26 protein-coding genes are annotated in these 26,107 nt (G+C 63.6%); 16 read left to right on the top strand and 10 right to left on the bottom strand.

From position 1 onward, the window contains the following. The first annotated feature begins 16 nt into the window (after positions 1-16). The 4 genes from ACGYK2_RS01580 to ACGYK2_RS01595 all read left to right on the top strand — a co-directional run bounded on the left by ACGYK2_RS01580 (position 17) and on the right by ACGYK2_RS01595 (position 3,875). A complete protein-coding gene (locus ACGYK2_RS01580) occupies positions 17-1,879 on the top strand; it encodes an ABC-F family ATP-binding cassette domain-containing protein (protein ID WP_271687214.1) in 1,863 nt (620 codons plus the stop codon). Positions 1,880-1,970: 91 nt separating this feature from the next. Beyond that, positions 1,971-2,609, top strand: a complete 639-nt coding sequence (locus ACGYK2_RS01585; protein WP_271687213.1) for a MarC family protein — start codon at positions 1,971-1,973, stop codon at positions 2,607-2,609. A 45-nt stretch (positions 2,610-2,654) separates the two neighbouring features. Then, positions 2,655-3,236: a TIGR02281 family clan AA aspartic protease gene (locus ACGYK2_RS01590; RefSeq protein WP_271687212.1), complete on the top strand. Its 582-nt coding sequence runs from the start codon at positions 2,655-2,657 to the stop codon at positions 3,234-3,236. Between the two features lie 153 nt (positions 3,237-3,389). After that, a complete protein-coding gene (locus tag ACGYK2_RS01595) occupies positions 3,390-3,875 on the top strand; it encodes a hypothetical protein (RefSeq protein ID WP_271687211.1) in 486 nt (161 codons plus the stop codon). A gap of 52 nt (positions 3,876-3,927) precedes the next feature. On the opposite strand, the gene ACGYK2_RS01600 is transcribed toward ACGYK2_RS01595, so the two are convergent. Together ACGYK2_RS01600 and ACGYK2_RS01605 are read right to left on the bottom strand one after the other, a co-directional pair. Further along, entirely contained in the window at positions 3,928-4,386 is a 459-nt protein-coding gene (locus tag ACGYK2_RS01600) for a DNA polymerase III subunit chi (protein WP_271687210.1), read from the bottom strand. Positions 4,387-4,393: 7 nt separating this feature from the next. After that, positions 4,394-5,866 carry a leucyl aminopeptidase gene (locus tag ACGYK2_RS01605; protein ID WP_271687209.1) on the bottom strand — a complete coding sequence of 491 codons (1,473 nt, stop codon included), beginning with the start codon at positions 5,864-5,866 and terminating at the stop codon, positions 4,394-4,396. A gap of 131 nt (positions 5,867-5,997) precedes the next feature. On the opposite strand from ACGYK2_RS01605, the gene lptF reads away from it, so the two are divergent. From lptF to ACGYK2_RS01640, 7 genes are read left to right on the top strand one after another with little or no spacing between them, the layout of a single operon-like run. Then, complete coding sequence (lptF, locus tag ACGYK2_RS01610) at positions 5,998-7,131, top strand: LPS export ABC transporter permease LptF (RefSeq protein ID WP_276154406.1); 1,134 nt, start codon at positions 5,998-6,000, stop codon at positions 7,129-7,131. Next, the gene (lptG, locus tag ACGYK2_RS01615) at positions 7,128-8,225 is read left to right on the top strand and encodes an LPS export ABC transporter permease LptG (RefSeq protein WP_271687207.1); all 1,098 of its coding nucleotides are present in this window, start codon (positions 7,128-7,130) and stop codon (positions 8,223-8,225) included. Before lptF ends, lptG begins: the two co-directional genes overlap by 4 nt. 1 nt (position 8,226) lies before the next feature. Then, a complete protein-coding gene (locus ACGYK2_RS01620; protein WP_271687206.1) occupies positions 8,227-10,377 on the top strand; it encodes an LPS-assembly protein LptD in 2,151 nt (716 codons plus the stop codon). Next, a complete protein-coding gene (locus ACGYK2_RS01625) occupies positions 10,365-11,603 on the top strand; it encodes a peptidylprolyl isomerase (protein ID WP_271687205.1) in 1,239 nt (412 codons plus the stop codon). The genes ACGYK2_RS01620 and ACGYK2_RS01625 overlap by 13 nt, the downstream gene beginning before the upstream one ends. Next, entirely contained in the window at positions 11,600-12,574 is a 975-nt protein-coding gene (gene pdxA, locus ACGYK2_RS01630; RefSeq protein WP_271687204.1) for a 4-hydroxythreonine-4-phosphate dehydrogenase PdxA, read from the top strand. Before ACGYK2_RS01625 ends, pdxA begins: the two co-directional genes overlap by 4 nt. Next, entirely contained in the window at positions 12,571-13,413 is an 843-nt protein-coding gene (rsmA, locus tag ACGYK2_RS01635) for a 16S rRNA (adenine(1518)-N(6)/adenine(1519)-N(6))-dimethyltransferase RsmA (protein WP_271687203.1), read from the top strand. The genes pdxA and rsmA overlap by 4 nt, the downstream gene beginning before the upstream one ends. A gap of 2 nt (positions 13,414-13,415) precedes the next feature. Next, positions 13,416-13,994, top strand: a complete 579-nt coding sequence (locus tag ACGYK2_RS01640) for a hypothetical protein (RefSeq protein ID WP_271687202.1) — start codon at positions 13,416-13,418, stop codon at positions 13,992-13,994. Between the two features lie 62 nt (positions 13,995-14,056). Here the strand turns inward: ACGYK2_RS01640 and ACGYK2_RS01645 are convergent, their stop codons facing one another. The 3 genes from ACGYK2_RS01645 to prfA form a co-directional block, all read right to left on the bottom strand. After that, complete coding sequence (locus tag ACGYK2_RS01645) at positions 14,057-14,650, bottom strand: DUF4167 domain-containing protein (protein WP_271687201.1); 594 nt, start codon at positions 14,648-14,650, stop codon at positions 14,057-14,059. A 208-nt stretch (positions 14,651-14,858) separates the two neighbouring features. After that, positions 14,859-15,701, bottom strand: a complete 843-nt coding sequence (gene prmC, locus ACGYK2_RS01650; RefSeq protein ID WP_276154407.1) for a peptide chain release factor N(5)-glutamine methyltransferase — start codon at positions 15,699-15,701, stop codon at positions 14,859-14,861. Further along, positions 15,698-16,753 carry a peptide chain release factor 1 gene (gene prfA, locus ACGYK2_RS01655; RefSeq protein WP_271687200.1) on the bottom strand — a complete coding sequence of 352 codons (1,056 nt, stop codon included), beginning with the start codon at positions 16,751-16,753 and terminating at the stop codon, positions 15,698-15,700. Before prfA ends, prmC begins: the two co-directional genes overlap by 4 nt. 60 nt (positions 16,754-16,813) lie before the next feature. Here prfA and ACGYK2_RS01660 point away from each other — a divergent pair, with 60 nt between their 5' ends. Continuing rightward, positions 16,814-17,113 (top strand): hypothetical protein, encoded by a 300-nt coding sequence (locus ACGYK2_RS01660; protein ID WP_271687199.1) that lies wholly within the window; start codon positions 16,814-16,816, stop codon positions 17,111-17,113. On the opposite strand, the gene ACGYK2_RS01665 is transcribed toward ACGYK2_RS01660, so the two are convergent. From ACGYK2_RS01665 to ACGYK2_RS01675, 3 genes are all read right to left on the bottom strand, one after another. Continuing rightward, positions 17,051-17,476, bottom strand: coding sequence for a DUF1499 domain-containing protein (locus ACGYK2_RS01665; protein WP_271687198.1), 426 nt, complete (start codon positions 17,474-17,476; stop codon positions 17,051-17,053). The two genes, ACGYK2_RS01660 and ACGYK2_RS01665, sit on opposite strands and share 63 nt — an antisense overlap. 102 nt (positions 17,477-17,578) lie before the next feature. After that, positions 17,579-18,544, bottom strand: a complete 966-nt coding sequence (gene speB / locus ACGYK2_RS01670; protein WP_271687197.1) for an agmatinase — start codon at positions 18,542-18,544, stop codon at positions 17,579-17,581. Further along, positions 18,544-19,713, bottom strand: a complete 1,170-nt coding sequence (locus ACGYK2_RS01675; protein WP_271687195.1) for a M20 aminoacylase family protein — start codon at positions 19,711-19,713, stop codon at positions 18,544-18,546. The genes speB and ACGYK2_RS01675 overlap by 1 nt, the downstream gene beginning before the upstream one ends. 64 nt (positions 19,714-19,777) lie before the next feature. On the opposite strand from ACGYK2_RS01675, the gene mazG reads away from it, so the two are divergent. The 4 genes from mazG (at position 19,778) to ACGYK2_RS01695 (ending at position 23,476) form a co-directional block, all read left to right on the top strand. Beyond that, positions 19,778-20,602 (top strand): nucleoside triphosphate pyrophosphohydrolase, encoded by an 825-nt coding sequence (gene mazG / locus ACGYK2_RS01680; RefSeq protein ID WP_271687194.1) that lies wholly within the window; start codon positions 19,778-19,780, stop codon positions 20,600-20,602. A gap of 77 nt (positions 20,603-20,679) precedes the next feature. Further along, positions 20,680-21,621 (top strand): nucleoside hydrolase, encoded by a 942-nt coding sequence (locus tag ACGYK2_RS01685; protein WP_271687192.1) that lies wholly within the window; start codon positions 20,680-20,682, stop codon positions 21,619-21,621. Next, positions 21,618-22,067, top strand: a complete 450-nt coding sequence (locus ACGYK2_RS01690; protein ID WP_271687191.1) for an N-acetyltransferase — start codon at positions 21,618-21,620, stop codon at positions 22,065-22,067. The genes ACGYK2_RS01685 and ACGYK2_RS01690 overlap by 4 nt, the downstream gene beginning before the upstream one ends. Further along, the gene (locus tag ACGYK2_RS01695; protein ID WP_394374187.1) at positions 22,067-23,476 is read left to right on the top strand and encodes a YdiU family protein; all 1,410 of its coding nucleotides are present in this window, start codon (positions 22,067-22,069) and stop codon (positions 23,474-23,476) included. Before ACGYK2_RS01690 ends, ACGYK2_RS01695 begins: the two co-directional genes overlap by 1 nt. Before the next feature lie 2 nt (positions 23,477-23,478). Here the strand turns inward: ACGYK2_RS01695 and ACGYK2_RS01700 are convergent, their stop codons facing one another. Both ACGYK2_RS01700 and ACGYK2_RS01705 read right to left on the bottom strand, forming a co-directional pair. After that, on the bottom strand, positions 23,479-24,366 hold the full coding sequence (locus tag ACGYK2_RS01700) for a DMT family transporter (protein ID WP_271687189.1): 888 nt from the start codon (positions 24,364-24,366) through the stop codon (positions 23,479-23,481). A gap of 92 nt (positions 24,367-24,458) precedes the next feature. After that, the gene (locus ACGYK2_RS01705) at positions 24,459-25,772 is read right to left on the bottom strand and encodes a DEAD/DEAH box helicase (RefSeq protein WP_276154408.1); all 1,314 of its coding nucleotides are present in this window, start codon (positions 25,770-25,772) and stop codon (positions 24,459-24,461) included. Between the last annotated feature and the right edge of the window lie 335 nt (positions 25,773-26,107).

The raw sequence follows: 26,107 nt of genomic DNA on the forward strand, positions 1-26,107 counted from the left end.
GCTCCAAACGGCTTTCATGTTACGCATTTCAGAAATCAACTACTCCGTCGAAGGCCGCCCCCTGTTCGAGGAAGCCTCCGCCGTGATCCCCGAGGGGCATAAGGTCGGCATCGTCGGGCGCAACGGCGCGGGCAAGACGACGCTGTTCAAAATCATCCGTGGTGAGCTGTCACTCGACAGCGGCGATATCTCTTTGCCCTCCCGCGCCAAGATCGGCGGCGTCGCACAAGAGGTGCCCTCGTCCGAGACCTCGCTGATCGACACGGTGCTGGAGGCCGACGTTGAACGCGCCCGGTTGATGAAAGAGAGCGAGACCGCCGAAGACCCTGCCCGCATCGCTGACATCCAGACCCGTCTGGCCGATATCGACGCTTGGTCCGCCGAAGGCCGCGCAGCGTCGATCCTGAAGGGGCTTGGTTTCGACGACGAAGAGCAGCAGATGCCCTGCTCCGCCTTCTCCGGTGGCTGGCGGATGCGCGTGGCGCTGGCTGCCGTGCTCTTTGCCCAGCCCGACCTGCTGCTTCTGGACGAGCCGACCAACTACCTCGACCTTGAAGGGGCGCTCTGGCTGGAAAGCTATCTGGCGAAATACCCCCATACGGTGCTGATCATCAGCCACGACCGCGGCCTGTTGAACCGCGCCGTGGGCGGCATCCTGCACCTCGAAGACCGCAAGCTGACCTATTACCAAGGCCCCTACGACCAATTCGCCCGCCAGCGCGCTGAGAAACGCGCGTTGCAGGCGGCGATGGCCAAGAAGCAACAGGCCCGGCGCGATCACATGCAGGCCTTCGTCGACCGTTTCAAGGCCAAAGCCAGCAAGGCCAAGCAGGCGCAATCACGCCTCAAGATGATCGAGAAGATGGACATGATCACCGCGCCCGAGGACGTGGCGCGCAAGGTCTTCACCTTCCCCGAGCCCGAGGAACTCTCGCCTCCGATCATCAACATCGAGAACGGCGCGGTGGGCTACAGCGACGACAACCCGGTGCTTACGCGGCTGAACCTGCGCATCGACCAAGACGACCGGATCGCCCTTCTGGGCAAGAACGGTCAGGGCAAATCGACGCTGGCGAAACTTCTGTCGGACCGCCTGCCCCTGATGGCTGGGCGGCAGATCAACTCCTCCAAGCTGCGCGTCGGTTTCTTCGCCCAGCATCAGGTGGATGAGCTGATCGTCGAGGAAACCCCGCTGCAGCACATGATCGCAGCCCGCCCCGGCGTGTTGCAATCCAAGCTGCGCGCGCAGCTTGCGGGCTTCGGCCTCGGCCCCGAACAGGCCGAGACCGAGGTCGGGCGGCTGTCGGGCGGGCAGAAGGCGCGGCTCTCGCTGCTCTTGGCAACGCTGCACGCGCCGCATCTGCTGATCCTCGATGAGCCGACCAACCACCTTGATATCGAAAGCCGTGAGGCGCTGGTGGAGGCGCTGACGCGCTACTCGGGCGCGGTGATCCTCGTCAGCCACGACATGCACCTGCTGTCGCTGGTGGCCGACCGGCTGTGGCTGGTGTCGAAAGGCACGGTCAAACCCTATGAGGAAGACCTCGAAGCCTATCGCAAAATGCTGCTGACGCCGGAAAAGCCGGTTAGCAAGAACCCCGCCAAGCCGAAAGAAGCGTCCAAGCCCAAACGCGCAAGCCGCGATGAGGTGTTGGCGCTGCGCAGCGAGGTCCGCAAGGCCGAAGCGCGGATGGAAAAGATCAACGAGATGCGCGACAAGCTCGCCAAGAAACTCGCCGATCCCGCGCTCTATGAGGACGCCAAAACCGGTGAGCTTGAGGTCTGGAACAAGAAATACGCCGAGGTGATGGAGGCGCTGGACCGCGCGGAATCGCTTTGGATGGGCGCACAGGAAAAGCTGGAGAAGGCCACGGCCTGACCCGGAAGCGTTCACTTTATCACATCGCAGGGGTCGCCTAAGGGGCGGCCCTCGTGCATTCTGGCAAGAAGCCCCGCGCCAAGGAAGTCCCATGACCCTCGACACCGCCTATATGATCACCGCCCTCGTCACGATGTTCGTGGTGATCGACCCCATCGCCATCGCGCCGGTCTTCCTCGCGCTCACTCGCGGGATGAGCAACGCAGAGCGGCGCAAGATCGCTTGGCGCGCGGTCGGCGTGGCCGGGTTGATCTTGCTGATCTTCGCAGCCTTCGGCGAGGCAGTGCTGGGTTTCATCGGCATCTCGATGCCCGCCTTCCGCGTCGCGGGCGGCATTCTGTTGTTCATCACCGCCCTCGACATGCTTTTTGACCGCCGCACCAAGCGGCGCGAAGACCGCGCAGATGAGGATGACCACGACGACCCTTCCGTCTTCCCCATGGCCATTCCTTTGATTGCGGGCCCCGGCTCCATCGCCTCGGTCATCCTGCTGACGGGGGAAAAACCGGGCGGCGAAGGGCTGTTGACCATCATCGTGATCACCGCGCTGACACTGGTGGTCATGGCGCTGACCATGCAGGTCAGCGGCGCGCTTGAGCGGGCGATGGGCAAGACGGGCATCAATATCGTGACCCGTCTGCTCGGCATGTTGCTGGCGGCGCTTTCGGTTCAATTCGTGCTCGACGGCTTGGCGGCCTTTGGCTTTGGCCCCGGCCCCACGTCCGGCTGACATTTCCGCGCGGCCTTCCTATATGAGATCTAAGGGGGCGCGTTCATGGCCGAAATCGACACAGCACATCTGATCTATCTCATCGTTCTTCTGGCGATGGTGGCGGGCTGGTTTTTCATGCACAGCCGCCCGAATATGAACAAGACCCTGCAACAGGCGGCGGTCTGGGGGCTGATCTTTACCGGCGCCGCGGCGGGCGTCGGCCTGTGGCAAGACATCACCCGCGACAGCGCCCGCAAACATCTCACCATCAGCGAAGAGGGTGACATCGTCCTGCCCCGCGGGCGCGATGGGCACTATTACCTGACCGCGCAGATCAACGGCGCGCCGGTGCGCTTTGTCGTCGATACCGGCGCGTCGGACATCGTGCTGACGAAATCCGACGCGACCCGCATCGGCATCGACCTCGAGGGGCTGGACTACCTTGGCCGCGCCGGCACCGCCAATGGCGAGACGCGCACCGCCTTCGTGCGCTTGGACGAGGTGGTGGTGGGCCATGCGGTCGATCACGACGTTCCCGCGGTAGTGAATGACGGGATCATGTCGCAATCACTGCTCGGCATGGGCTACCTGCAACGCTGGGGCCGGATTGAGATCAGCGGCGGAGAGCTACGCCTAAGCCGATGAGTGATTGAGGCAAGACCTTGCCGGAAATGCGCTGTAAAACATCAAACTCGCCGCGAAATAACGCCGCATTCGCCGCGAATTGAACAGGTTTCCGCCCCTTTGGCCGGATATCTGCAAGGCACAACTGTACCCAATTTTGGAGAAAGTGCTGCTATGCTGACGAACATTTTTGGTGGGTCATCTTCCTACCAACAAAGCAACAAACCCGCCAAGGCGGAGAAGGCTGAAAAGCCGGAGAAGGCCGAGAAGACCAAGGACAACAACGCGCAGGCGCAGGCGAAACCTGCCGGCGACGGGCAGACCACACAAAACAGCGCGGCGGCGCAAGAGGCGTCGAAACCTCAATCCGTGCAAGCGCCTGCCAAGACCGAAACGGTGCAAGCCGTGGCGCAGGCAAAATCGGTCGAGACGGCCCAAAAGGCCACGAGCGCGGATGACGAAGCCTTTGCCCGCGCCGCAGCACAGCGCAGCGTCGACAGCCAGCGCACCCGCGCCTTGCTGGATACGATCGCGCCGGTGAACAACAGCGCGGTCGAAGCCGCGAAGTCCTACGTCAGCAAGGTAGAACCCAAAGCGGCAGAGGCCGAAGCTGGCTCAGCCACCGGTGTCGCGAAACCCGCGCTCGACAAAGCGGCCTGATCCGCATTCAGGGGCGGCGGGCTTGCGGCCCCTGCCCCTGCACTGCCGCCCTTTAAGTCTCGGCCTTCTTTTCCCAGCGGCCGCTTTCCTCGGACCAATATTGGGCCGAGGCGCCGTCGGATTTCAGCCGCTTCCACAGGCCGCGCGCCTGATCCAGCGCGACGGGATCATGCTCGTCGAACAAGACGCAGACCCGCTGGTGCGCTGCCACTTCCGCAGCGGTGACATCGGCCCCATGCACCGTCATCAGACAATCCGCGCGATTGGGGGCACCATCCTCCAGCGTCAGCAGCACGGGCTGATCCGCGTCCTGCGGCCCGCCCGCCATGCCATGGGGCAGAAAACTGTCATCCGCATAGGTCCAAAGCGCCCGGTCCAGCGCCTGTAGCCCCGCCCGGTCCGTCCCGCGCAGGGCCACGCGCCAGCCATTGGCGAGCGACTTTTCCAGCAGCATCGTCAGCGTCTCGACCAGAGGTCGCTGGGTCAGGTGATAGAAGTAAGCCGCCCCCATCAGTCGCTCAGCCCTTCTCGAAACGATCGGCGACGAGACGGTTCAGCGCCGCCACGCCCCAGCCCGTCGCGCCCGCAGGCGCCAGCGTGCTTTCGGATTTCAGTGAGGCGACGCCGGCAATATCGAGGTGAATCCAAGGTGTCTCATCCTTGACGAAACGCTTGAGGAATTGCGCCGCGGTGATCGACCCCGCCGGACGCCCGCCGATGTTCTTCATGTCGGCCACGCGGCTTTTCAGCAGGTCATCATAGCCCTGCCCCAGCGGCATCCGCCACGCGCCCTCGCCTTCGCTCTCGGCGGCTTTTAGGAAATCGTTGCACAGCCCGTCGTCATTCGAAAAGACCCCGGCGTTCTCATGGCCCAGCCCGATGATGATGGCCCCGGTCAGCGTCGCCAAATCAATCATCGCCGCGGGTTTGAAACGATCTTGCGCGTACCACATGACATCGCAGAGCACCAAACGCCCCTCGGCGTCGGTATTGATCACTTCCACCGTATCGCCCTTCATCGTGGTGATCACATCGCCCGGGCGGGTGGCATTGCCCGAGGGCATGTTTTCAACGATACCCACAAGCCCCACGACATTCGCCTTAGCCTTGCGCAGTGCAAGTGTGCGCATCACGCCCGAGACGACGCCCGCGCCGCCCATGTCCATGGTCATGTCTTCCATGCCAGCCCCGGGTTTGAGGCTAATGCCGCCGGTGTCAAAGACCACACCCTTGCCGACCAGCGCCAGAGGGGCTGCGTCATCCGCACCACCTTCCCACCGCATCACGACCACTTTCGATGGGCTGTCCGACCCTTGGCCTACTGACAAAAGCGTGCGCATTCCGAGCTTTGCGAGTTCTTCCTCATCCAGAACTTCAACTTTCAGGCCCAAGCTCTCCATCTCGGCCAGTCGTTCGGCAAAATTGGTGGTGGTCAGGATATTGGCGGGCGCGTTGGTCAGATCGCGGGTCATGAAGGCACCCTCGGCCACGGCCATGAGCGGTGCGGCGGCCTCGCAGGCGTCATCGGGTTTGGAACACATGACGTCGACCGTGCCTTTGCGCGCCTTGGGCGCCGATTTGTGATCTTCGAACCCGTAGTCCCGCATTGCCAGACCAAAGGCCACATCGGCCACCCGGCGTGTCGCGGCGGCGAGCATCAGCAGATCGCTGTCACCCCGGCGCTTGGCCAGCGCGGCCCCGGCTTTGCGCGCGGTCATCACCTCGGCCCGGCGCGGCATATGAACCACGTCCACCGCCTCTGCCGCCATGCCTGCGGGGTAGCCCATGCTGAGAACCTCGCCGGGTTTCAGCGCCGCGAAACGCTCACTCTCTACCAGCCGCTGTAAAGCGCCTTTGGTCAGACGGTTCACCCGGCGCGCCCCGGCATCCAAACGGCCCTCAGGCTCCAGAAACACCGCAATCCGCCCGGAATGCCCCGCGATACGGTCGATGTCGGTCTCGGCGAAGGTGATGGGGGTCAGATCGGTCATGGCATGCCTCATGGTTGATTTTGCCCCAGACCTAGCGCGCCGCGCGGCGCATGGCCAGATAGCAGTTTTCCCGCCCCACGAATTGCTTTAAGATCCTCGCAAAGGCCGTCAGAGCATCTCGGGGGATCAGAGTGGCAAGAATTGACCGCTACATGCTGTCGCAACTTCTGGTTATGTTCGGCTTTTTCGCTTTGGTGCTGGTGGCGCTTTTCTGGATCAACCGCGCGGTTGTCTTGTTCGACCGTTTGATCGGCGATGGCCAATCCGCCTTAGTGTTTTTGGAGTTCACGGCCCTCGGCCTGCCGAAACTCATCGTCACCGTCCTGCCCATCGCGACCTTTGCCGCCTCGGTCTATGTGATCAACCGCATGTCGGGCGAATCCGAGTTGACGGTGCTCCAAGCCGCAGGCTCCGGCCCGTGGCGGCTGGCGCGGCCCGTCTTCGTCTTTGGCCTCTGCGTGGCGGCGATGATGACAGTGCTGAGCCATTTTCTGGTCCCCATGGCGCAGGGGCAGCTGAAGCAGCGCGAGGCCGAGATCTCGCGCAACCTCACCGCAAGGCTGCTGACGGAGGGGACTTTTCTGCATCCCTCCGACGATGTCACCTTTTATACTCGCGCCATCGACAGTGACGGCGTGCTGCGCGATGTTTTCCTGTCGGACCGGCGCAAGGCTGACGAAGGCGTGATCTACACCGCCGCCGAAGCCTACCTCGCCCGCAACGGCGACGACACGACGCTGATCATGCTCAACGGCATGGCGCAACGGCTGGACACCGAGAGCAACCGTTTGGCCACGGCCAAATTCCGCGACTTTTCGTTCGATATCTCCCCGCTGGTCAGCAGCGGAGACGAAATCGACCTGTCGGTCAGCGCAATGGTCACGCCTGATCTGCTTTGGGATTGGGACGGGGTCGCGGCGGCGACCGACACCTCGCCGGGCGTGGTGGCCGAAGAGCTGCACGGCCGCTTCGCGCAGCCGCTGTTCTGTCTCGTCGCCGCGATGATTGGCTTTGCGACTTTGATCCTCGGCGGTTTCTCCCGCTTTGGCGTCTGGCGCGAGGCGGTGATCGCTTTTGGCCTGCTCATCGCCATCGACGGGCTGCGGGGCACGATGGTCGTGCAAATCCGTGAGGCGGCGGCGCTCTGGCCGCTGGCCTATCTGCCCTCGCTCATCGGGGCCGTGCTGACGCTGGCGATGCTTTGGCAAGCCGCACATCCGCGCTGGATAAGGCGGCGTCTGCGTGGCAAGAGGGCCGCCACATGATCCTGCATTTCTATTTCGCCCGCCGCTTTTTTATGAGTTTTCTCGTCATCACCGGGGTGCTGGCCGCGCTGGTGATGCTGGTCGACGGTGTGGATCAGGCCCGGCGTTTCGCGGATGACGATGTGGGCTGGGATCAAGTGCTGGGCATGACGCTGCTGCACATGCCCCAGACCATCAACATGATCCTGCCGCTGATCATGATCCTCGCCACGGTGGCGCTTTTCATTGGGCTTGCCCGGTCCTCCGAACTGGTGGTGACCCGCGCCGCGGGCCGCTCGGCCCTGCGCGCGCTGGTGGCCCCGGTGGTGGTGGCCTTGATCATCGGCACGCTGGCCGTGGCCATGCTCAACCCCATCGTGGCGGCGACAAGTGAGCGGGCCGAGCAATTGACCCAAGAATACCGGTCCAATGGCCGCGCGGCGCTCTCGGTCAGTGACGAGGGGCTGTGGCTGCGGCAAGGCACGGAGGAAGGCCAATCGGTTATTCGCGCATGGCGCACCAACGCCGACGCCTCCGTGCTCTATAACGTCACGATTATCAGCTATGATGCCGAGAAGGGCCCGGTCCGGCGCATCGAAGCCGAAAGCGCAAAACTCAGCAGCGGCGACTGGGAGCTTACCGGGGCAAAGATTTGGCCGCTGGCGGCCGGGGTGAACGCTGAAGGCGCGGCGGAGGTGCATGAGACCCTGACGATCCCCTCTTCCCTCACCGTCGAGCGTATCCGCGAGAGCATTGGCCGTGTCGCCGCCGTCTCGATCTATGAACTGCCCGAGTTTATCCGACAGTTGGAACAGGCCGGGTTCAGCACGCGCCAGCATGAGGTCTGGCTTCAGGCCGAGCTTGCGCGGCCCTTCTTTCTGGTGGCCATGGTTCTGGTTGCGAGCGCATTCACCATGCGCCATACCCGCTTTGGGGGGACCGGCGTCGCTGTGCTGGCCTCGATTTTGCTGGGGTTCGGTTTGTATTTCATTCGCAGTTTCGCACAGATCCTTGGCGAGAATGGCCAGATCCCCGTGATCCTTGCCGCTTGGGCGCCGCCCGTGGCGGCGATCTTTCTGGCGCTAGGCCTGCTACTGCATGCGGAGGACGGCTGACATGCGCGCGGCCCTTGTTGGACTTGCCCTTTCATTCGCGCCTCTGAGCCTTGCCGCCCAGACCGCGCCTGCCAGCGACCGCCCCGCCGTTCTGGTGGCCGATCAGGTCTTCATTACACGCGATAAGGTCTTGGTCGCGCAAGGAAATGTCGAAGCCTTCCAGGGGGAGACGCGGCTGCGCGCCACGGCGATCCGCTATGATCAGGCCACCGGCGCACTTAGTATCGAAGGGCCGATTGTGCTGTCTGAGGGTGAGAATACCACGATCCTCGCCGATGCGGCCTCACTTGATGCGGGCTTGCAGTCCGGCCTTTTGCGCGGCGCGCGGATGATCCTTGAACAGCAGTTGCAGCTTGCCGCCGTGCAGATCAACCGGGTCGAAGGGCGTTATAGCCAACTTTACAAAGCCGCCGTAACCTCTTGCAAAGTCTGCGAAGATGGCGAAACACCACTTTGGCAAATCCGCGCGAAACGGGTGGTGCATGACCAAGTGGCGCAGCAGCTTTACTTTGACGAGGCGCAGTTCCGGATCAAGAACGTGCCCATTGCCTATCTGCCCCGCCTGCGCCTGCCCGACCCCACGTTGGACCGCGCGACTGGTTTTCTCGCGCCCACGGTCCGCTCGACCTCGCAACTGGGCGTGGGGCTGAAACTGCCCTACTTCATCAAGATCGGCGATCACCGCGATCTGACGCTGACGCCCTATCTTTCTGCCGAAACCCGCACGCTTGAGTTCCGCTACCGTCAAGCTTTCGTTTCGGGACGGATCGAGTTCGAAGGGGCGATCACCGATGATGAATTGGATCCCGGCAAGACCCGTGGCTACCTCTTTGGCACCGGCAGTTTCGATCTGCGGCGCGACTACAAACTGTATTTCGATATCGAGACCACGAGCGACAGTTCCTATCTGAGCGACTATGGCTATTCGGGTAAGGACCGTCTGACCAGCGAATTGACCGTCAGCCGCGCACGGCGCGATGAATATATGCGGGCAACCCTGCTGAACTACCAATCGCTCCGCGATGGTGAGGACAATGATCTGCTGCCCAACCTGGTCTTGGATGGTGAATTCCAGCGGCGCTATTTCCCGACTTCCGTGGGCGGCGAACTCCGCCTGACGCTTGAGGCCCATAGCCACCGCCGGTCGTCGGACCTCAGCACCGATGGTAATGGGGATGGCGAAGCCGACGGGCGCGATGTGTCGCGGCTTAACGGGGAGGCCGCTTGGCTGCGGCGTTTTACCTTCGGCAATGGTCTGGTGACCGACGTCGAAGCGGGGGCGAGCTTTGGTTTGTTCAACATCGCGCAGGATGCGGTCTATGACGGGCGCTACTCCGACCTCGTGCCCCATGCTGCCGTCACCATGCGCTACCCCATGCAGCGCCGGGAGGCCGCAGGCGTGGTGCAACAGCTTGAACCGCTGGTGCAATTGGGTTGGACCGGCGGTGATCGGCTCGATATTCCGAATGAGGAAAGCACGCTGGTGGAATATGATGAGGGCAACCTTCTGTCGCTCAGCCGCTTCCCCCGGCCCGACCGGCGCGAACGGGGTGCCGTGGCGGCCATCGGGGTGAATTGGGCGCGGCTCGATCCCAATGGCATGGATGCCAGCCTGTCTTTCGGTCAGGTGATCCGCGCCGATGTGGATGATGCCTTTAGCTTTAGCTCTGGCCTGCAAGGCACCTATTCCGATTTCCTGCTGGCCGGACAATTGCGCAGCGACAACGGTTTGGCGCTCATCGGGCGCGGGCTGGTCGATGATGACTTCGAGGTCGCCAAGGCCGAGCTACGCGGGGTTTGGGATTTCAAACGCGGGCAGATCTCGGGCAGCTATGTTTGGCTACACGAAGACGCCGCCGAGGACCGCAACGAAGACGTGTCTGAGATCACCTTCGACGGCAACTATTCGATCAACAGCCAGTGGCAGGCGTCCGCCGAATGGCGGTTCGACCTTGCTGACGAACGCGCGGCGACGGCGGGTCTTGGCCTGAGCTACAACAATGAATGCGTGCAGGTCGACCTTTCCGTGAACCGCAGCTATTCATCCTCAACAAGTGTTGAGCCCTCAACGGATATCGGTTTTAACATCGGCCTCAGGGGCTTTGCCGCAAACACCGGAACAGAAAGATACGTACGCTCATGTGGGAAGTAACGAAACAGACCGTCCGCGCCGGGATCCGTGGGACTGCGGCACTCGCCCTTGCTCTGGTCATCGGCCAATCCGCAGCGGCGCAGAACCTCTTTGCCCCCGTGGCCCGTGTCAATGACGAGGTGATCACCGGCTACGAAGTGCAGCAGCGCCAGCGCTTTATGCAGCTGATCGGCGCCCCCGGGGCCGATACCGACAGCGTGATCGACAGTCTGATCGACGACCGCCTGCGTGGGCAGATCCTTGATCAAGCCGGGCTTGAAGTCACCCCCGAGGGCATTCGATCCGGCATGGCGGAATTTGCCAGCCGCGCGGATCTGACGACCGAGGAGTTTCTGAAAGTCCTTGGGCAAGCCCAGATTTCCGAAGAAACCTTTCGCGACTTTATCGTGATCAGCGCCGCTTGGCGTGATCTTATTCGCGCGCGCTATAATGGCCGCGTTGACATCACCGACGAAGAGGTCGACCGCGCCCTTGGCAGCAGCCGTGGCAACAATGGTCTGCGCGTGCTGTTGTCGGAGATCATCATCCCCGCCCCGCCGCAGAACGCCGATCAGGTGAACGCGCTGGCCGAACGCATTTCGGAAAGCCGCTCTGAGGCCGAATTCTCGTCCTATGCCAGCAAGCATTCCGCAACCGCCTCGCGCGGGCGCGGGGGCCGGATGCCTTGGACACCGCTTGAAAAACTGCCCGCCAGCCTGCGGCCCATCCTCTTGGCCCTCGCCCCGGGTGAGGTGACAGCGCCGCTGCCGATCCCCAATGCCGTGGCCCTGTTCCAACTGCGCGGCATCGAAGAGACCGGCAAGCCGAGCGTCGAGTATTCCGAGATCGATTATGCCGCCTATTACATCCCCGGTGGCCGTTCCGAGACTGCCCTGTCGCGCGCGGCTGAGCTGCGCGGTCAGGTGGATCAATGTGACGACCTCTATGGCGTGGCCAAGGGCCAGCCCGCCAATGTGCTGGACCGTGGCACCAAGGCCCCGGCGGAGATCCCGCAGGACGTGGCGATTGAACTGGCGAAACTCGACCCCGGCGAAGTCTCCACCGCGCTGACCCGTGCCAATGGGGAGACTTTGGTCTTCCTGATGCTTTGCAATCGCACCACGGCGGCCAATGCCGATGTCAACCGCGAGGCAGTGGTCAGTTCGATCCGGCAGCGCAAGCTTGAGGGCTATGCCACACAGCTGCTGGAACAGGCCCGCGCCGAAGCCCGTATCACCCGCCAATGAGCCGCCCGTCCCGGCCGGTGGCCATCACCTGCGGTGAACCCGCCGGGATCGGCCCCGAGATCGCCGCCCGCGCTTGGGCGGCGCTCTCGAAGGACATCCCAATGGTCTGGATCGGCGACCCTCGCCATCTGCCGCAGGATGTCCCGCACCGCGTGATCGACAGCCCGGATGAGGTGAGCGCGCCGAGTGCCGATGCGCTGCCCGTGCTCCCCCATCCCTTCGACAGCGCTGCCCTGCCCGGCGTGCCGCAGCCCGGCCATGCGCAGGGGGTGATCGATGTGATCGCCCGGGCGGTCGATCTGGTGCAGACTGGCGCCGCCTGCGGCGTCTGCACCGCGCCGATTCACAAGAAGGCCCTGCAAGACGGGGCCGGTTTCGCCTATCCGGGCCATACCGAATACCTCGCAGCGCTGGCAGGTGTCGACGACGTGGTGATGATGCTCGCCTCTGACCAATTGCGCGTCGTGCCCGCCACGATCCATATCGCGCTCGATAAGGTGCCGCAGGCGCTGACCCCTTCGGGCCTGCGCCGCACGATTGAGATCACCGCGCAGGAATTGCAAAGCCGCTTCGGCATCCCCCGCCCCCGCATCGCCGTCGCCGGGCTGAACCCGCACGCGGGCGAAGGCGGCAGCATGGGCCGGCAAGAGATCGACTGGATCGCGCCGCTGATCCTTGAGATGCAGGGCGAAGGCTTTGCGCTGACCGGGCCGCTGCCTGCCGATACGATGTTCCACGCCCGCGCCCGCGAGGGCTATGACGCGGCGGTGGCGATGTATCACGACCAAGCGCTGATCCCGATCAAGACCTTGGATTTCGACCGGGGCGTGAACGTGACGCTGGGGCTGCCCTTTGTGCGCACCTCGCCCGATCACGGCACCGCCTTTGACATCGCGGGCCAAGGGCGCGCCAACCCGACCAGCATGATCGAAGCGATCAAATTGGCATGGCAGATGGGCAAGAAGACATGAGTGCAATCGACAATCTCCCGCCGCTGCGCGAGGTGATCAACACCCACGAATTGGCCGCGCGCAAGTCCCTCGGCCAGAACTTTCTGCTGGACCTGAACCTCACGGCCAAGATCGCGCGGCAAGCCGGGGATATGGCCGATTGCGACGTGTTGGAGATCGGCCCCGGGCCCGGCGGCCTCACCCGTGGGCTGCTGGCTGAAGGCGCGCGTCATGTGCTGGCGATCGAGAAGGACCGCCGCTGCCTGCCCGCGCTGGCCGAGGTGGCGGAACATTACCCCGGTCGCCTGACCGTGATCGAAGGCGACGCGCTTGAGATCGACCCGCTGAGCCATCTAACCCCGCCCATCCGTGTGGCCGCCAACCTGCCCTATAACGTCGGGACCGAACTGCTGGTCCGTTGGCTCACCCCGCCCGAATGGCCACCGTTCTGGCAAAGCCTGACGCTGATGTTCCAACGCGAGGTGGCCGAGCGGATCGTGGCAACGCCCGGCTCCAAAGCCTATGGGCGGCTGGCCGTGCTGGCGCAGTGGCGCAGCGATGCGCGGATCGTGATGCAGTTGCCGGCGGGCGCTTTCACCCCGCCGCCCAAGGTCTCGTCGAGCGTGGTGCATCTGACCGCCCTGCCCGAGCCGCGCTTCCCTGCCGATCCGAAGGTGCTGAGCCATGTGGTCGCGATGGCCTTCAACCAGCGGCGCAAGATGCTGCGCTCGGCGCTCAAAGGTGCCGCGCCGGATATCGAGGACCGTTTGACCGCCGCGGGGCTGAAACCCACCGACCGGGCCGAACAGGTGCCGCTTGAGGGGTTCTGCGCCCTCGCCCGCGAGATTGCCAAGAGGTAACCATGTTCTACCGACTATTGCTCGTCTTTGCCCTGTTGCTGGGGCTTTCCGCCTGCGCCCTGCCGCGCAACGGCCCACCGCCTCTGGGCACCGAGGGCGAGATCGCGGAACTCGCTCGCGCCATCGAAGACCTTTCTTCGGAGGTAAATCCCGAAGAGGCCGCCCGTGCCGCACGGATCGCTTACCGGCATACCCATGAACTGGCGATCGCCTATCAAATCACCGACCCACCGCTGATCCATAACGTGAAGGTCAACAATGGCAGCAAGCCGCGCGGCCTGTGTTGGCATTGGGCTGAGGATCTGGAGAACCGCCTGAAGGCCGAGGGTTTCGCCACGCTCGACCTTCACCGCGCCATCGCCAATGGCGACTCGCGGATCCTGCTGGACCATTCCACCGCCATCATCTCAGCCGGCGGGGCACCGATGCAGGCGGGGCTTGTCCTTGACCCTTGGCGGCGCGGGGGCGAGTTGTTCTGGTCGCCGGTCACCAGCGATCCGCGTTATGACTGGGCGCCGCGCGAAGAGGTGCTGCGGCGCAACGGGCGGATCAGATATGTGCAGGCGGGGATGGAAGGGTAAATCTGCCCCGCGCTGCCACCATCACCGCTTACGAAAAAGCCCCGCAAATCGCGGGGCTTTTCTTATTCTGCGACCTTTGCGGTGTCGCTCTTGCTGTCGCCACCCTCCTGCGGCTGTGCCTCCGCCACTTTCGGCTTGGGCTTGCGGCGCGGGGCGCGTTTCGGCTTTGGCTTGCTCTCGGGCGTGTCGACCAGCGTGCTCTCTTCGCTGTTCGGCTCGGCCTCGGCCTGCTGTTGCGCGGGCTCTTGCTGCTCGGGCTGTTTGTCGGCTTTCGGCTGCTCGCCCTGCGACTGGCCGCCCTGCTGTGCCTCGCGCTCCTGACGCTCGGCCCGCTCGCGATCCCGCTCGGCCTGACGCTCACGGTTCTGGCGCTCCTGCTCCTCGCGGCGCTGGTCCACTTCGCGCTGTGCCTCGCTCAGCAGGCGCAGGTAGTGCTCGGCATGCTGTTGAAAGTTCTCGGCGGCCACACGGTCATTGCTCAACTGTGCATCGCGGGCCAGTTGGTTGTATTTCTCGATAACCTGCTGCGGCGTGCCGCGCACCTTGCCCTCGGGGCCGGAGCTGTCGAAAACACGGTTGACGACATTGCCGCCGCCACCTTGCGACGAGCGTTTGCGGTTATTCTTCGACCGGGAGCGTGATCTGGGAGAATTCATGGAATGATGTCAGCCTTGTGTGCTGTGTGTCGTTCACCGGGGGTGCAAAGCACGTCTTGAACCCGGCCTAAGCGATATGTTGGGCATAGTGCCGCGCGGGACCGCCTGTGGCATCCACCGCTGCAACACCCCTGACTAACCATGCCAGAAAGGCTTGGGCAAGAAGAAACTGCCACTTAGCCCGCCAAATGGCGGTTTTTTCGCGATTTCACGCCGGTTTATCGGCTGAAACGACCCGTGGCCGCCCATCGAGATCATGCGCCAGCGTGACCCGGCCCCAGCCCGCCGCGGCAAAGATTTCCTGCACCGCTTCGCCCTGTTGCCAGCCGATTTCGACCATAACGCGGCCTTGAGCCGTGAGGTAGCCCTGCGCCTCGGCGGCGATAATGCGGTAGATGCTCAGCCCGTCTTGGCCATCGGTCAGCGCCATTTCCGGCTCATGCTGCCGCAATTCGGGAGAGACATCGGCCATTTCCTCGGCGGCCAAATAGGGCGGGTTCGACAGGATCAGGTCAAACCGCCCCTCAATGGCGCTGAACCAGTCGGACTGCCGGATATCGGCGCGGTCGGCCACCCCGTGCTGCACCGCATTGGCGCTGGCCTGAAGGCAGGCGGCTTCCGAGAGGTCCACCCCCAACCCCGTCGCCGCTGGCCGTTCTGCCAGAAGGGTGACGAGGATACAGCCCGAGCCGGTGCCGAGGTCCAGAATGCGGGTGAAATCCTCGCCGAGCGCGAGGTCAATCAGGGTCTCCGTTTCGGGCCGCGGGTCAAGCACATCGCGGCTGATCGCGAAATCGCGGCCATAAAAGGCCCGCCGCCCGATCAACTGCGAGACCGGCACGCGCACGGCGCGCAGGGAGATGAGCTGGTCAAAGCGTTCGGCAACCTCGGGGGCGATTTCCTCGGGCGCGATGAGGGTCACGCGGGCGGCATCGACAGCGGCGGCATGGGCGAGCAACAGCCGCGCATCCCGCGCCGGATCCGGCACACCGGCGGCACGCAACCGTCCGGCGGCGGCGGCCATGGCTTGGGCGGCGGTTTGGGGGCTCACCCCTCCATCTCCGCCAGCTGACGCGCATGGGCATCGGCAGTGAGCGCGTCGACGATCTCATCCAGATCGCCCTGCATCACGGCTTCGAGCCGGTAGAGGGTCAGGTTGATCCGGTGGTCCGTCATACGCCCTTGGGGGAAATTATAGGTGCGGATCCGCTCAGAGCGGTCACCGGAGCCCACCTGCGCTGCGCGGTTGGCAGAGCGCTCGCTGTCCATCCGGCTGCGCTCCATATCATAGAGCCGTGCTTTGAGCACCTGCATCGCCTTGTCGCGGTTGCGGTGCTGGGATTTCTCTGACGAGGTGACGACGATCCCGGTCGGGATATGGGTGATCCGCACGGCGGAATCGGTGGTATTGACGTGCTGCCCCCCCGCGCCGGAAGAGCGCATCGTGTCGATCCGCAGGTCATTTGCGTTGATCTCGATATCCACGTCTTCGGCCTCGGGCAGCACCGCCACGGTCGCCGCCGAGGTATGGATACGCCCGCCGCTTTCGGTAGTGGGCACGCGCTGCACGCGGTGCACGCCGCTTTCGAACTTGAGACGGGCAAAGACATTCTGACCGGTGATATGGGCCACGACCTCTTTCACGCCGCCGAGTTCGGACATCTGGCTTTCGATCAGGTCGAACCCCCAGCCCTGCGCCTCGGCATAGCGTTGGTACATGCGCAGAAGGTCACCGGCGAAAAGCGCCGCCTCATCGCCGCCCGTGCCGGGGCGGATCTCCAACATCGCGGGTTTCGCATCCGCCGCATCGCGCGGAAGAAGTGCAAGTTGCAACCCCTGCTCGACCTCCGGGAGACGGGCGCGCAGGCGCGGCAGTTCATCCCGCGCAAGCTCGGCCATCTCGGGGTCTTTCAGCATCTCTTCGGCCTCTTCAAGGTCGCGCTGGAGCTGCTGGTAGAGGTCGATCTGATCGACCACGGGCTTGAGATCGCTGTATTCTTTCGCGAGGGCTGCAAAATCGGCCCCATCAGAGCCCGCAGACATGCTGGCCTCCAGAAACTGGAAGCGTTGCGAGATTTGCGCGAGGCGGTGCATCGGGATCATGGGGTTCCTGTCGCTTATGCAAATGCTTTGGTCAAGAGGCGGCTTGTGCTATCATCGGGTATGACACGTCTTATGCCGCTCATCTGCCTTATGGGCCTGACGGCCCTGCACCCTGCCCTTGCTGATGTCAAAGCGCCGGGCGGCAAGACAATTGATTGCTATTGCACCAACAGCAGCGGCGCCCGTGTGGAACTGGGTGAGACCATTTGTCTACAAGTGGATGGGCGCATGTTCATGGCGCAATGCCAGATGTCGCTCAACGTGCCGATGTGGCGGGAGGTGCAGCAAGGCTGCCTGTCATCGCGCCTCGATCTGATCAAGCCATCCGTTGACCCGCTTGGCGTTGACCCCCAGATCTGATCGGCCAAAGCGCGAGCGGCCATAGACTTCGACATAGCGCGGGTTGTCACCGTAGACGCCGATGGTGGTGAAATCAGGATAGCCCATCAATTTGGTGCGGGTGACATAGGTGACCTGCCCCTCGGCGAGCGATCCGGCGACGACTTCGGTGCGCGGCGTTTGCAGGATCACCCGGTCAAGCTGGGCCAAGGTCTCGGCCCCGTCGCCCTCGACGGGCACGCGCCAGATATAGCTGTTGGTGCCTTGGGTCTTGCCCATCTTCTGCCCTTCGGCCTGCGCATGCCAACGCGCGGTGTCGATGGGCGCAAGGCGGACATAGGCCACCAAGGCGACGAGGGCGATCACGATGATCCAGAACAGCATTTTAAGCACCTTTCAAAGCTCGGCGGTCAGGGGCGACGGAGGTCGCAGTAAGCAAGCCGGCCCGCCTTTCAGCGGACTGGCGCGTGATGTCGTGGCTCTCGCTCACGCGGTTCTCATGCGGTGACCCAGCAGCGACAGGATCTCGGTCGCGACATGGGCACCCGCCACCGCCGTGGCGCCGGTGGTGTCGAAGGGGGGCGAGACTTCGACAACGTCACCGCCCATGATGTTGATCCCCGCCAGATCGCGCAGCATGATCGACGCCTGCGCCGAGGTCAGCCCGCCCCACACCGGGGTGCCGGTGCCGGGGGCAAAGGCCGGATCCAGCGCGTCGATGTCAAAGGTCAGATAGCAGGGGCGATCGCCGAGGATCTCCTTGATCTTGGCAACGGTGGCCTGCGGCCCTTTCTCATGCACCTCACGCGCGTCGATGATATTGACGCCCATCGTGTCCTCATTGGTGGTGCGGATGCCGACCTGCACGCTGGTCGACGGGTCGACGATGCCGGACTTCACGGCCTTGTAGAACATCGTCCCGTGATCGATCCGGTCCATGTCGTCGTCTTGCCAAGTGTCCGTATGCGCATCGAACTGTAACAGGCTGATAGGCCCGTATTTTTCCGCATAGGCCTTGAGGATCGGGAATGAGATATAGTGATCCCCACCCAACACGACCGAGGCCGCGCCAGCATCCAGAATGGTCTTGATATGGGCGGTCAGGGCGGCGGGAAACTGGCTGACATGACCATAGTCGAAGGCCAGATCGCCATAGTCCGCGATGGCAAATTCGCTCAGCACGTCGAAATCCCAGCCATAAGGCGCGTCGGGCGCTTGCAGCGCGCTGGCCTCGCGGATGGCGCGGGGGCCAAGGCGCGTGCCGGGGCGGTTGGTCACCGCTTGGTCGAAGGGCACGCCGGTCACCGCGATGTCGACGCCGGTCAGATCCTTGGTGTATTTCCGTCGCAGGAAGGAGGTCGCCCCGCCAAAGGTCAACTCATAGCTCGGCCCTTTGAGGTCCTCGCGGGTAAAGGCCATATCCATCTGTTTGGCCGCGTCTTCCAATGCCATTACTTGCCTCCTGCTGGCTGTGCCCGCTCAACGATACGGGCGAAAAAGGATGCGCCAAGCGGCGCGATCTCGTCGTTGAAGTCGTATTCCGGGTGGTGCAGCCCCGCGCCTTCCCCGGCTCCGAGGAAGAGATAGGCGCCGGGGCGTTTTTCAAGCATGAAGCTGAAATCCTCCGCACCCATCTCGCGGCCATAATCGCCGTGCACTTGGGCCGCGCCCACCACTTCGGTCGCCGCCGCGATGGCGGCCTCGGCCTTGGCCGGATCATTGACCGTGGCGGGATAGCCGACCTCATAGTCCAACTCGGCGGTGACGTCATAACTCGCCGCCTGCCCGTCCACGATCTGCTGCATCCGGCGCATCACCATGGCCTGCACCTCACGGTCAAAAGTGCGCACGGTGCCGTTGATATAGGCGGTTTCGGGGATGATGTTATCGGCGGTGCCCGTGTGAATCTGCGTGACCGAGACCACCAAATCCTGCGCCGCGACATGGTTGCGGCTGACGATGGTCTGAATGGCCGTGGCGATGCCGCAGGCCGCCACAACGGGGTCGCGGCTCTCATGGGGCATCGCGCCATGACCGCCCTTGCCCTTGATATGAATGTGGAATTCATCCACCGCCGCCATGATCGGCCCCGGCGTGGTATAGAATGCGCCTTCGTCAAAGCCCGGCACGTTGTGGATGCCGTAAACCTGCGCGATCTCGAACCGCTCCATGATGCCCTCTTCGACCATCACGCCCGCGCCGCCGCCCGCCTCTTCGGCGGGTTGAAAGATCAGCGCCACCCGGCCTGCGAAATTGCGTGTCTCGGCCAGATATCGCGCCGCGCCCAGAAGCATGGTGGTGTGCCCGTCATGGCCGCAGGCATGCATCTTGCCCTCTCGCGTGCTTGCATAGTCCTTGCCCGTCGCCTCTTGGATCGGCAGCGCATCCATATCGGCGCGCAGGCCGATGGTCGGGCCTTCGCCCTGCCCCTCGATGATCGCCACGATGCCGGTTGTCGCGATGCCCTCGTGCAGCTCATCCACACCAAATTCGCGCAGCCGCTCGGCCACGAAAGCTGCCGTCTTATGGCAGTCGAACGCCAGTTCGGGAATTCCGTGCAAATGGCGCCGCCATGCTGTCATATCCTCCGCAAAGGCGTTGATGCGGTTCACCACGGGCATGGGCTGGACTCCTTGGGGTTGGTTTGGTCAGGGTGCATCTGACACCAGACATACGGGGCCTGCAATGCCGGACAACACAAAAGCCGATCTCATTCACGATTCAGATGCCGGGATCGAACGGTTGCTCGAAATCATGCGCCGCCTGCGCGACCCCGAGACGGGCTGCCCCTGGGATATCGAGCAAGATTTCGACAGCATCGCCCCCTATACTATTGAAGAGGCTTACGAAGTTGCCGATGCCATCGCCCGGCGTGATTGGGGCGAGCTTGAGGGGGAATTGGGCGATCTGCTGCTGCAATCGGTCTATCACACGGCGATGGGTGAAGAAGCGGGGCATTTCACCTTTCAATCCGTGGTGCGCAACATCAGCGATAAGATGGTGGCGCGGCACCCGCATGTCTTTGGCGACGAATCCCGCGATAAGAGCGCCGAACAGCAGACCGCCGATTGGGAAAAGATCAAAGCCGCCGAACGCGCGGGCAAGGCACAGAGGGGCACCTTGGACGGGGTGGCAATCGGCCTGCCGGCGCTGTTGCGGGCGATGAAGCTTCAAAAACGCGCGGCACGGGTGGGCTTTGACTGGCCCGAAACGACGCAGGTGCTCGACAAGATCACCGAAGAGGCCGGCGAACTGGTCGAGGCGAAAGACCAACTCAGCCAAGCGGAAGTCGAGGAGGAATATGGCGATCTCCTTTTCGTCATGGCCAATCTGGGCCGCCATCTGGGGCTGGACCCGGAGGCCGCTTTGCGCGCCGCCAATGCCAAATTCACCCGCCGGTTCGAGGGGGTCGAGGCCCGGCTCGCCGCCATGGGCAAAACCCCGCAAGACAGTGATCTGGCCGAGATGGACGCGCTGTGGGATGCGGTGAAACTGGCGGAACGCGGCTAATCCCCCGGGCAGCGGCTGGACAAAGACCCGCCCCTCCGGCAAGGCTCTGCCCCAAGCAATTTGACGAAAGTAAGCCCATGACCCCGCGCAAAATCATCATCGACACCGACCCCGGCCAAGACGACGCCGTCGCGATCCTCCTCGCGCTAGCAAGCCCCGAAGAGATCGACGTTCTCGGCATCACCTGTGTCGCGGGCAACGTGCCGCTGGATCTGACTTCGAAAAACGCGCGGATCGTTTGCGAATTGGCGGGGCGGGATGATGTGAAAGTCTTTGCCGGTTGCGACCGCCCGCTGGGGCGTGATCTGGTGACGGCGGAACATGTGCATGGCAAGACCGGCCTCGACGGCCCCGACCTGCCCGATCCAACCATGCCGCTGGTCGAAGGGCATGGGGTGGATTTCATCATCGAACAGGTCCGCGCCCATCCCGCAGGTAGCGTAACCCTTTGCCCCTTGGGGCCGCTGACCAATATCGCGACTGCCCTGCAAAAAGCGCCCGACATCGCCGAGAAGGTGCAAGAGATCGTGCTGATGGGCGGCGGCTATTTCGAGGGGGGCAACATCACGCCCACGGCGGAATTCAACATCTACGTCGACCCCCATGCCGCTGATATCGTTTTCAAATCTGGCATTCCGATCGTCGTGATGCCGCTCGATGTGACCCATAAGGCGCTGGTCACCAAACCGCGCAACGATGCCTTCCGCGCACTTGGCACCAAGGTCGGCGTCGCCGTGGCCGAGATGACCGATTTCTTCGAGCGGTTCGACAAAGAGAAATACGGCTCCGAAGGCGCGCCGCTGCATGATCCTTGCGTCACCGCCTATCTGATCAACCCCGATCTTTTCCAAGGCCGTCATATCAATGTCGAGATCGAAACCCAGTCGGAGCTGACCATGGGCATGACCGTCGCCGACTGGTGGCGCGTGACCGACCGCACACCCAACGCGCTTTTCGTAGGCGACCTTGATGCCGACGGGTTCTTTGCCCTGCTCACCGAAAGGCTGGCCCGCCTATGAGCGCCCATCTCACCCTCGGCGCGCCTGAGCATCTCGACAAGCTTGTAGCACTTGTCGCGGCATTCCACGCCGAAGCGGGGATCGAGATGAGCGATGAACAGCGCCGCCGCGGGCTGGCCCCGCTGCTGGATGGTATCCCCCATGGCGCCGCCTATCTGATCGGCCCGCCCCGCGCGCCTATCGGCTATGTGGTGATCTGTTTCGGCTGGTCGGTTGAATTCGGCGGGTTGGACGCCATCATTGATGAAATCTACGTCCGTCCCGGCGTGCGGGGTCGCGGCATCGCCTCGGAGGCGCTGATCGCGCTGCCCCGGGCGCTGGCGGCGGGCGGGCTGCGGGCCGTCCATCTTGAGGTGGATCGCAACAATGCCGCGGCGATGAAACTCTATACCCGGGCGGGCTTTCGCCCGCGCGAGGATTACATGCTTATGTCCCGGATCCTGTGATGCGTATTCCTTTCGATAATAGCTATGCCGCCCTGCCAGAGGGGTTCTTTACCCGGCTGGCTCCCACGCCTGTCAAAGCGCCCCAGCTTTTGGCATGGAACGCCGAATTGGCGGCGGAACTGGGTATCGAAGGGGCGGAGCCCGCGGAAATCACGCAGATCTTTGCCGGCAACGATGTGCCTGCGGGGGCCGATCCCCTGGCGCAGCTTTACGCCGGGCATCAGTTTGGCAACTTCAACCCGCAGCTTGGCGATGGCCGGGCGATCCTGCTGGGGGAAGCCGTCGATCAGAGCGGCCAGCGCCGTGACATCCAGTTGAAAGGCTCAGGCCCCACGCCCTATTCGCGGATGGGCGATGGCCGCGCATGGGTCGGGGCGGTGCTGCGCGAATATCTGGTGAGCGAGGCGATGCATGCCCTTGGCGTGCCCACCACCCGCGCCTTGGCCGCCGTCGCCACCGGTGAGTCGATCCTGCGCGAAAGCGGCCCCCTGCCCGGTGCCATCGTGACCCGCGTCGCCGCCAGCCACCTGCGCGTCGGCACCTTTCAGGTCTTCGCCCATCGCGGGGAGACCGAAGCGCTCAAAACCCTCACCGACTATGCCATCGCGCGCCATTACCCCGAGGCCGATGGCCCGCTTGGCCTTTTGCGCGCGGTCTGTGCTGCGCAGGCGGAACTCGTGGCGCAATGGATTTCGGTGGGCTTTATCCACGGCGTGATGAACACCGACAATTGCAGCATCTCGGGCGAGACGATCGACTATGGCCCCTGCGCCTTTATGGATGCCTTCCATCAGGGCCGTGTTTTCAGCTCCATCGACCGGCAGGGCCGCTATGCCTATGGGAACCAGCCGCAGATCGTGGTCTGGAACATGGCGCAGCTTGCGACCTCGCTTTTGCAGCAGATGGACGACAAAGAGAGCGCCGTCGAAGAGGCGACCGAGATCGTCCACGATATGCCCGACTTGATCGAAGCCGCATGGCTGCGCCGTTTTGCAGCCAAGGTTGGCATCTCGACACCGCGGGCCGAAGATGTCGACCTCATCAACGAATTGCTGGGGCTGATGCAAAAGGATGGTGCCGACTTCACCAATGCCTTCCGCGCGCTTCCCACAGATCAAGCCCGCGACCAGTTCACCGACCGAGACGCTTTTGACACATGGGCCAAAGGCTGGCGCGCACGGATCGAACGGGAACCCGATCCGCAAGCGGTGATGAATGCGGCGAACCCCGCCGTGATCCCCCGCAACCACCGGATCGAAGAGATGATCGAGGCCGCCGTCGCGGGCGACATGGCCCCTTTCGAGCGGCTGATGAGAGCGCTGGCCACCCCCTTTGTCGAGACGGACCCCGAGCTTCAGCGCCCGCCGACCGAGGACGAGATCGTGCCCGCCACATTCTGCGGCACCTGAGCTTAGTGGCTGCGGGGTTTACGATTAATCAGGTAAATCCCCGCCGCCACCAGCAGCAATGCGGCCCAAATGCTCAGCCCCACTTCTTCCGAAAGGATCAGCCAGCCCAGAAGCACGGCAAAGACCGGCGACAGAAAGCTAAACGAGGCGACAGAGGCTGCGGGATAGATTGTCAGCAGCCAGAACCACGCCAAAAAGCCGAAGCTCGCCACCGCGATGATCTGATAGGCAAGCCCCGCCAGATGCACCGGGGCCACTTCGCGCAGCAAGGGACCGAAGAGCGGCGCAAGCAGCAGAAGGATCGGGGCAGAAATCACCAGTTGCATCATCAGTTGCTGCGCGGGCGGCACTTTGGCCAGCGGCGTGACACGAACGCAAAGCGCGATGCCCGCCCAGCAGAGTGCTGCGAAAAGCGCCAGAAGATCGCCCAGCCAATGCGCCCCTTCGGTTCCGCCATCGCTCAACGCCAGCACCACGCCGCCCATGGCCAGCCCCATGCCGATGAGCCGCGCCCCGCTTAGCCGCTCTCCCGGTAGCCACAGATGCGCGGCGATGCCAAGCCAGACCGGCATGGAATAAAGCAGGATCGACGCGCGGCTGACCGTGGTCAGGTCGAGCGCGAGGAACAGGCAGACAAACTCTAGCGTAAAGAAAAGCCCCGCCGCCACACCGCCCCATAGCGCAGCACGTGGGATCGACAGGCTGACGCCCCGCCGCCGCATCCAGATCAGCAGCAAAAACACCGCCCCGAGAGAGCGCAGCCCGGCCAGAAAGACCGGGTTGAAGCCGCCAGTGCTGACCTTGATGACGACTTGGTTAAAACCGAGGTTCAGCGCGAAGAGCACCAGCGCCACGGCGCCGAATGTATCAATGTGTGATTTGCGTTCCATCCCGCCAGAAGCGCTGCCCGGATCAGATAAGTCAATGGCGCGCCGCGGTTTTCCGGGCGCGCCATTTCGCTGTCCTAGGGAGGTGCCTCGGCTCAGGCCGCCTGCTGGCCGCCCGGCTTGCCACCGCCGCCACCGCGCCTGCGACGCCGCCCGCCGCTTGGCTTGCCCGCGCCTTCACCACCGCCGCCGCCGCCACCGGGACGACCGCCACCACCACCGGGGCGGCCACCGCGTCTGCGGCCCCGGCCCTTGGGTTTCGCAGGCTCATCAATCACTTCCCAAGGACGGCCCGAGGCCACGGGGATCGAAATGCCCATGGTCTTTTGGATCGCCTTCAGTTCGCCCATTTCATCGGGGGCGCAGAAGGCCACGGCGGCCCCATCCTTGCCCGCCCGCGCGGTCCGGCCGATGCGGTGGACGTAGTTGTCCGGCACATTCGGCAGGTCGAAGTTATAGACGTGTTTCACATCCGGAATGTCGAGGCCCCGCGCCGCCACATCGGTGGCCACCAACACGGTGATGTCGCCATTCTTGAACCCCGCAATCGCGCGGTCCCGCTGACCTTGGCTTTTGTTGCCGTGGATCGAAGCGGCGTCAAACCCGGCCTTCACCAGCGTCTTCATCAGCCTTTCCGAGCCGTGTTTCGTGCGGCCAAAGACCAGCGCGCGTTCGCCCTTGTGCTTGGCCAGCAGCTCTTTCAGCAGTTCGGTCTTCTCGGCCTTGGCGATGAAATGCACCTCTTGCGTCACCTTATCCGCCGCCTTGCCCGGAGGCGAGACTTCGATGCGGATCGGGCTGTTGAGATAGCTGTTGGCGATCTCGTTCATCAGCTTGGGCATGGTCGCCGAGAAGAGCATCGTCTGCCGCTCTTTCGGGATCATGTTCGAGATTTTGCGCAGGTCATGGATGAAGCCCATGTCGAGCATCTGGTCGGCCTCATCCAGCACGAGGAAGGTCGTCGTATCGAGTTTGACCGCGCGCCGGTCGAGCAGGTCCAGCAGACGGCCCGGTGTGGCGATCAACAGATCGACACCACGCTCCAGACGCTTGATCTGCGTGTTGATCGACTGGCCCCCCACCACCATCGCCACTTTGATCGGCGTGCCTTCGGCATAGCCGCGCAGGTTCACGGCGATCTGCTGCGCCAGCTCGCGCGTAGGCGCAAGCACCAGCCCGCGCACGGAACGCGCTGCGGGGCGGCCCTCGATCTCCATCATCTGGGCCAGCAGCGGAACGCCAAAGGCGGCGGTCTTGCCGGTGCCGGTCTGGGCAAGGCCCATCACGTCGCGCCCGTTCAGCGCATGGGGGATCGCCTGTTTCTGGATCGGGGTCGGCTCGTTCAGCCCCATCTCTTTCAGTCGGGCCACCAGTTTGGCAGGCAGGCCCATCATGTCAAAATCGCTCATTCGTTCACTTTCCGGCCCGCGAAAACACGCGCCATGTTCTTTCGCCGCGCCACTCAACAGGCGCCACGGGGTCGCGCAAGCCAGATCGCGGGCGCAGGCCACATGCCTCACACCCGTCTGTCGCGCTTGGCCCCACGCGTGATTTTGGGAACATCGGCGGGCCTTGTCGTCAGCGTCCCAGAGACCCCTCATGGGGCTTGGCGCTGATACTGCTCACGCGGCAGAAGGCTTCGCTTGATCCTCACATGGGCGCTACGTGCGCAAAAGTCAACCGGCGCGGTCAATTCCGGTGGCGTCCGGCGGTGCTAAAATGCTAGGACCGTAGTCCGACGGAC

This window comes from Sulfitobacter sp. 1A10359, assembly GCF_043558145.1.
GTDB classification, from domain to species: domain Bacteria; phylum Pseudomonadota; class Alphaproteobacteria; order Rhodobacterales; family Rhodobacteraceae; genus Sulfitobacter; species Sulfitobacter faviae.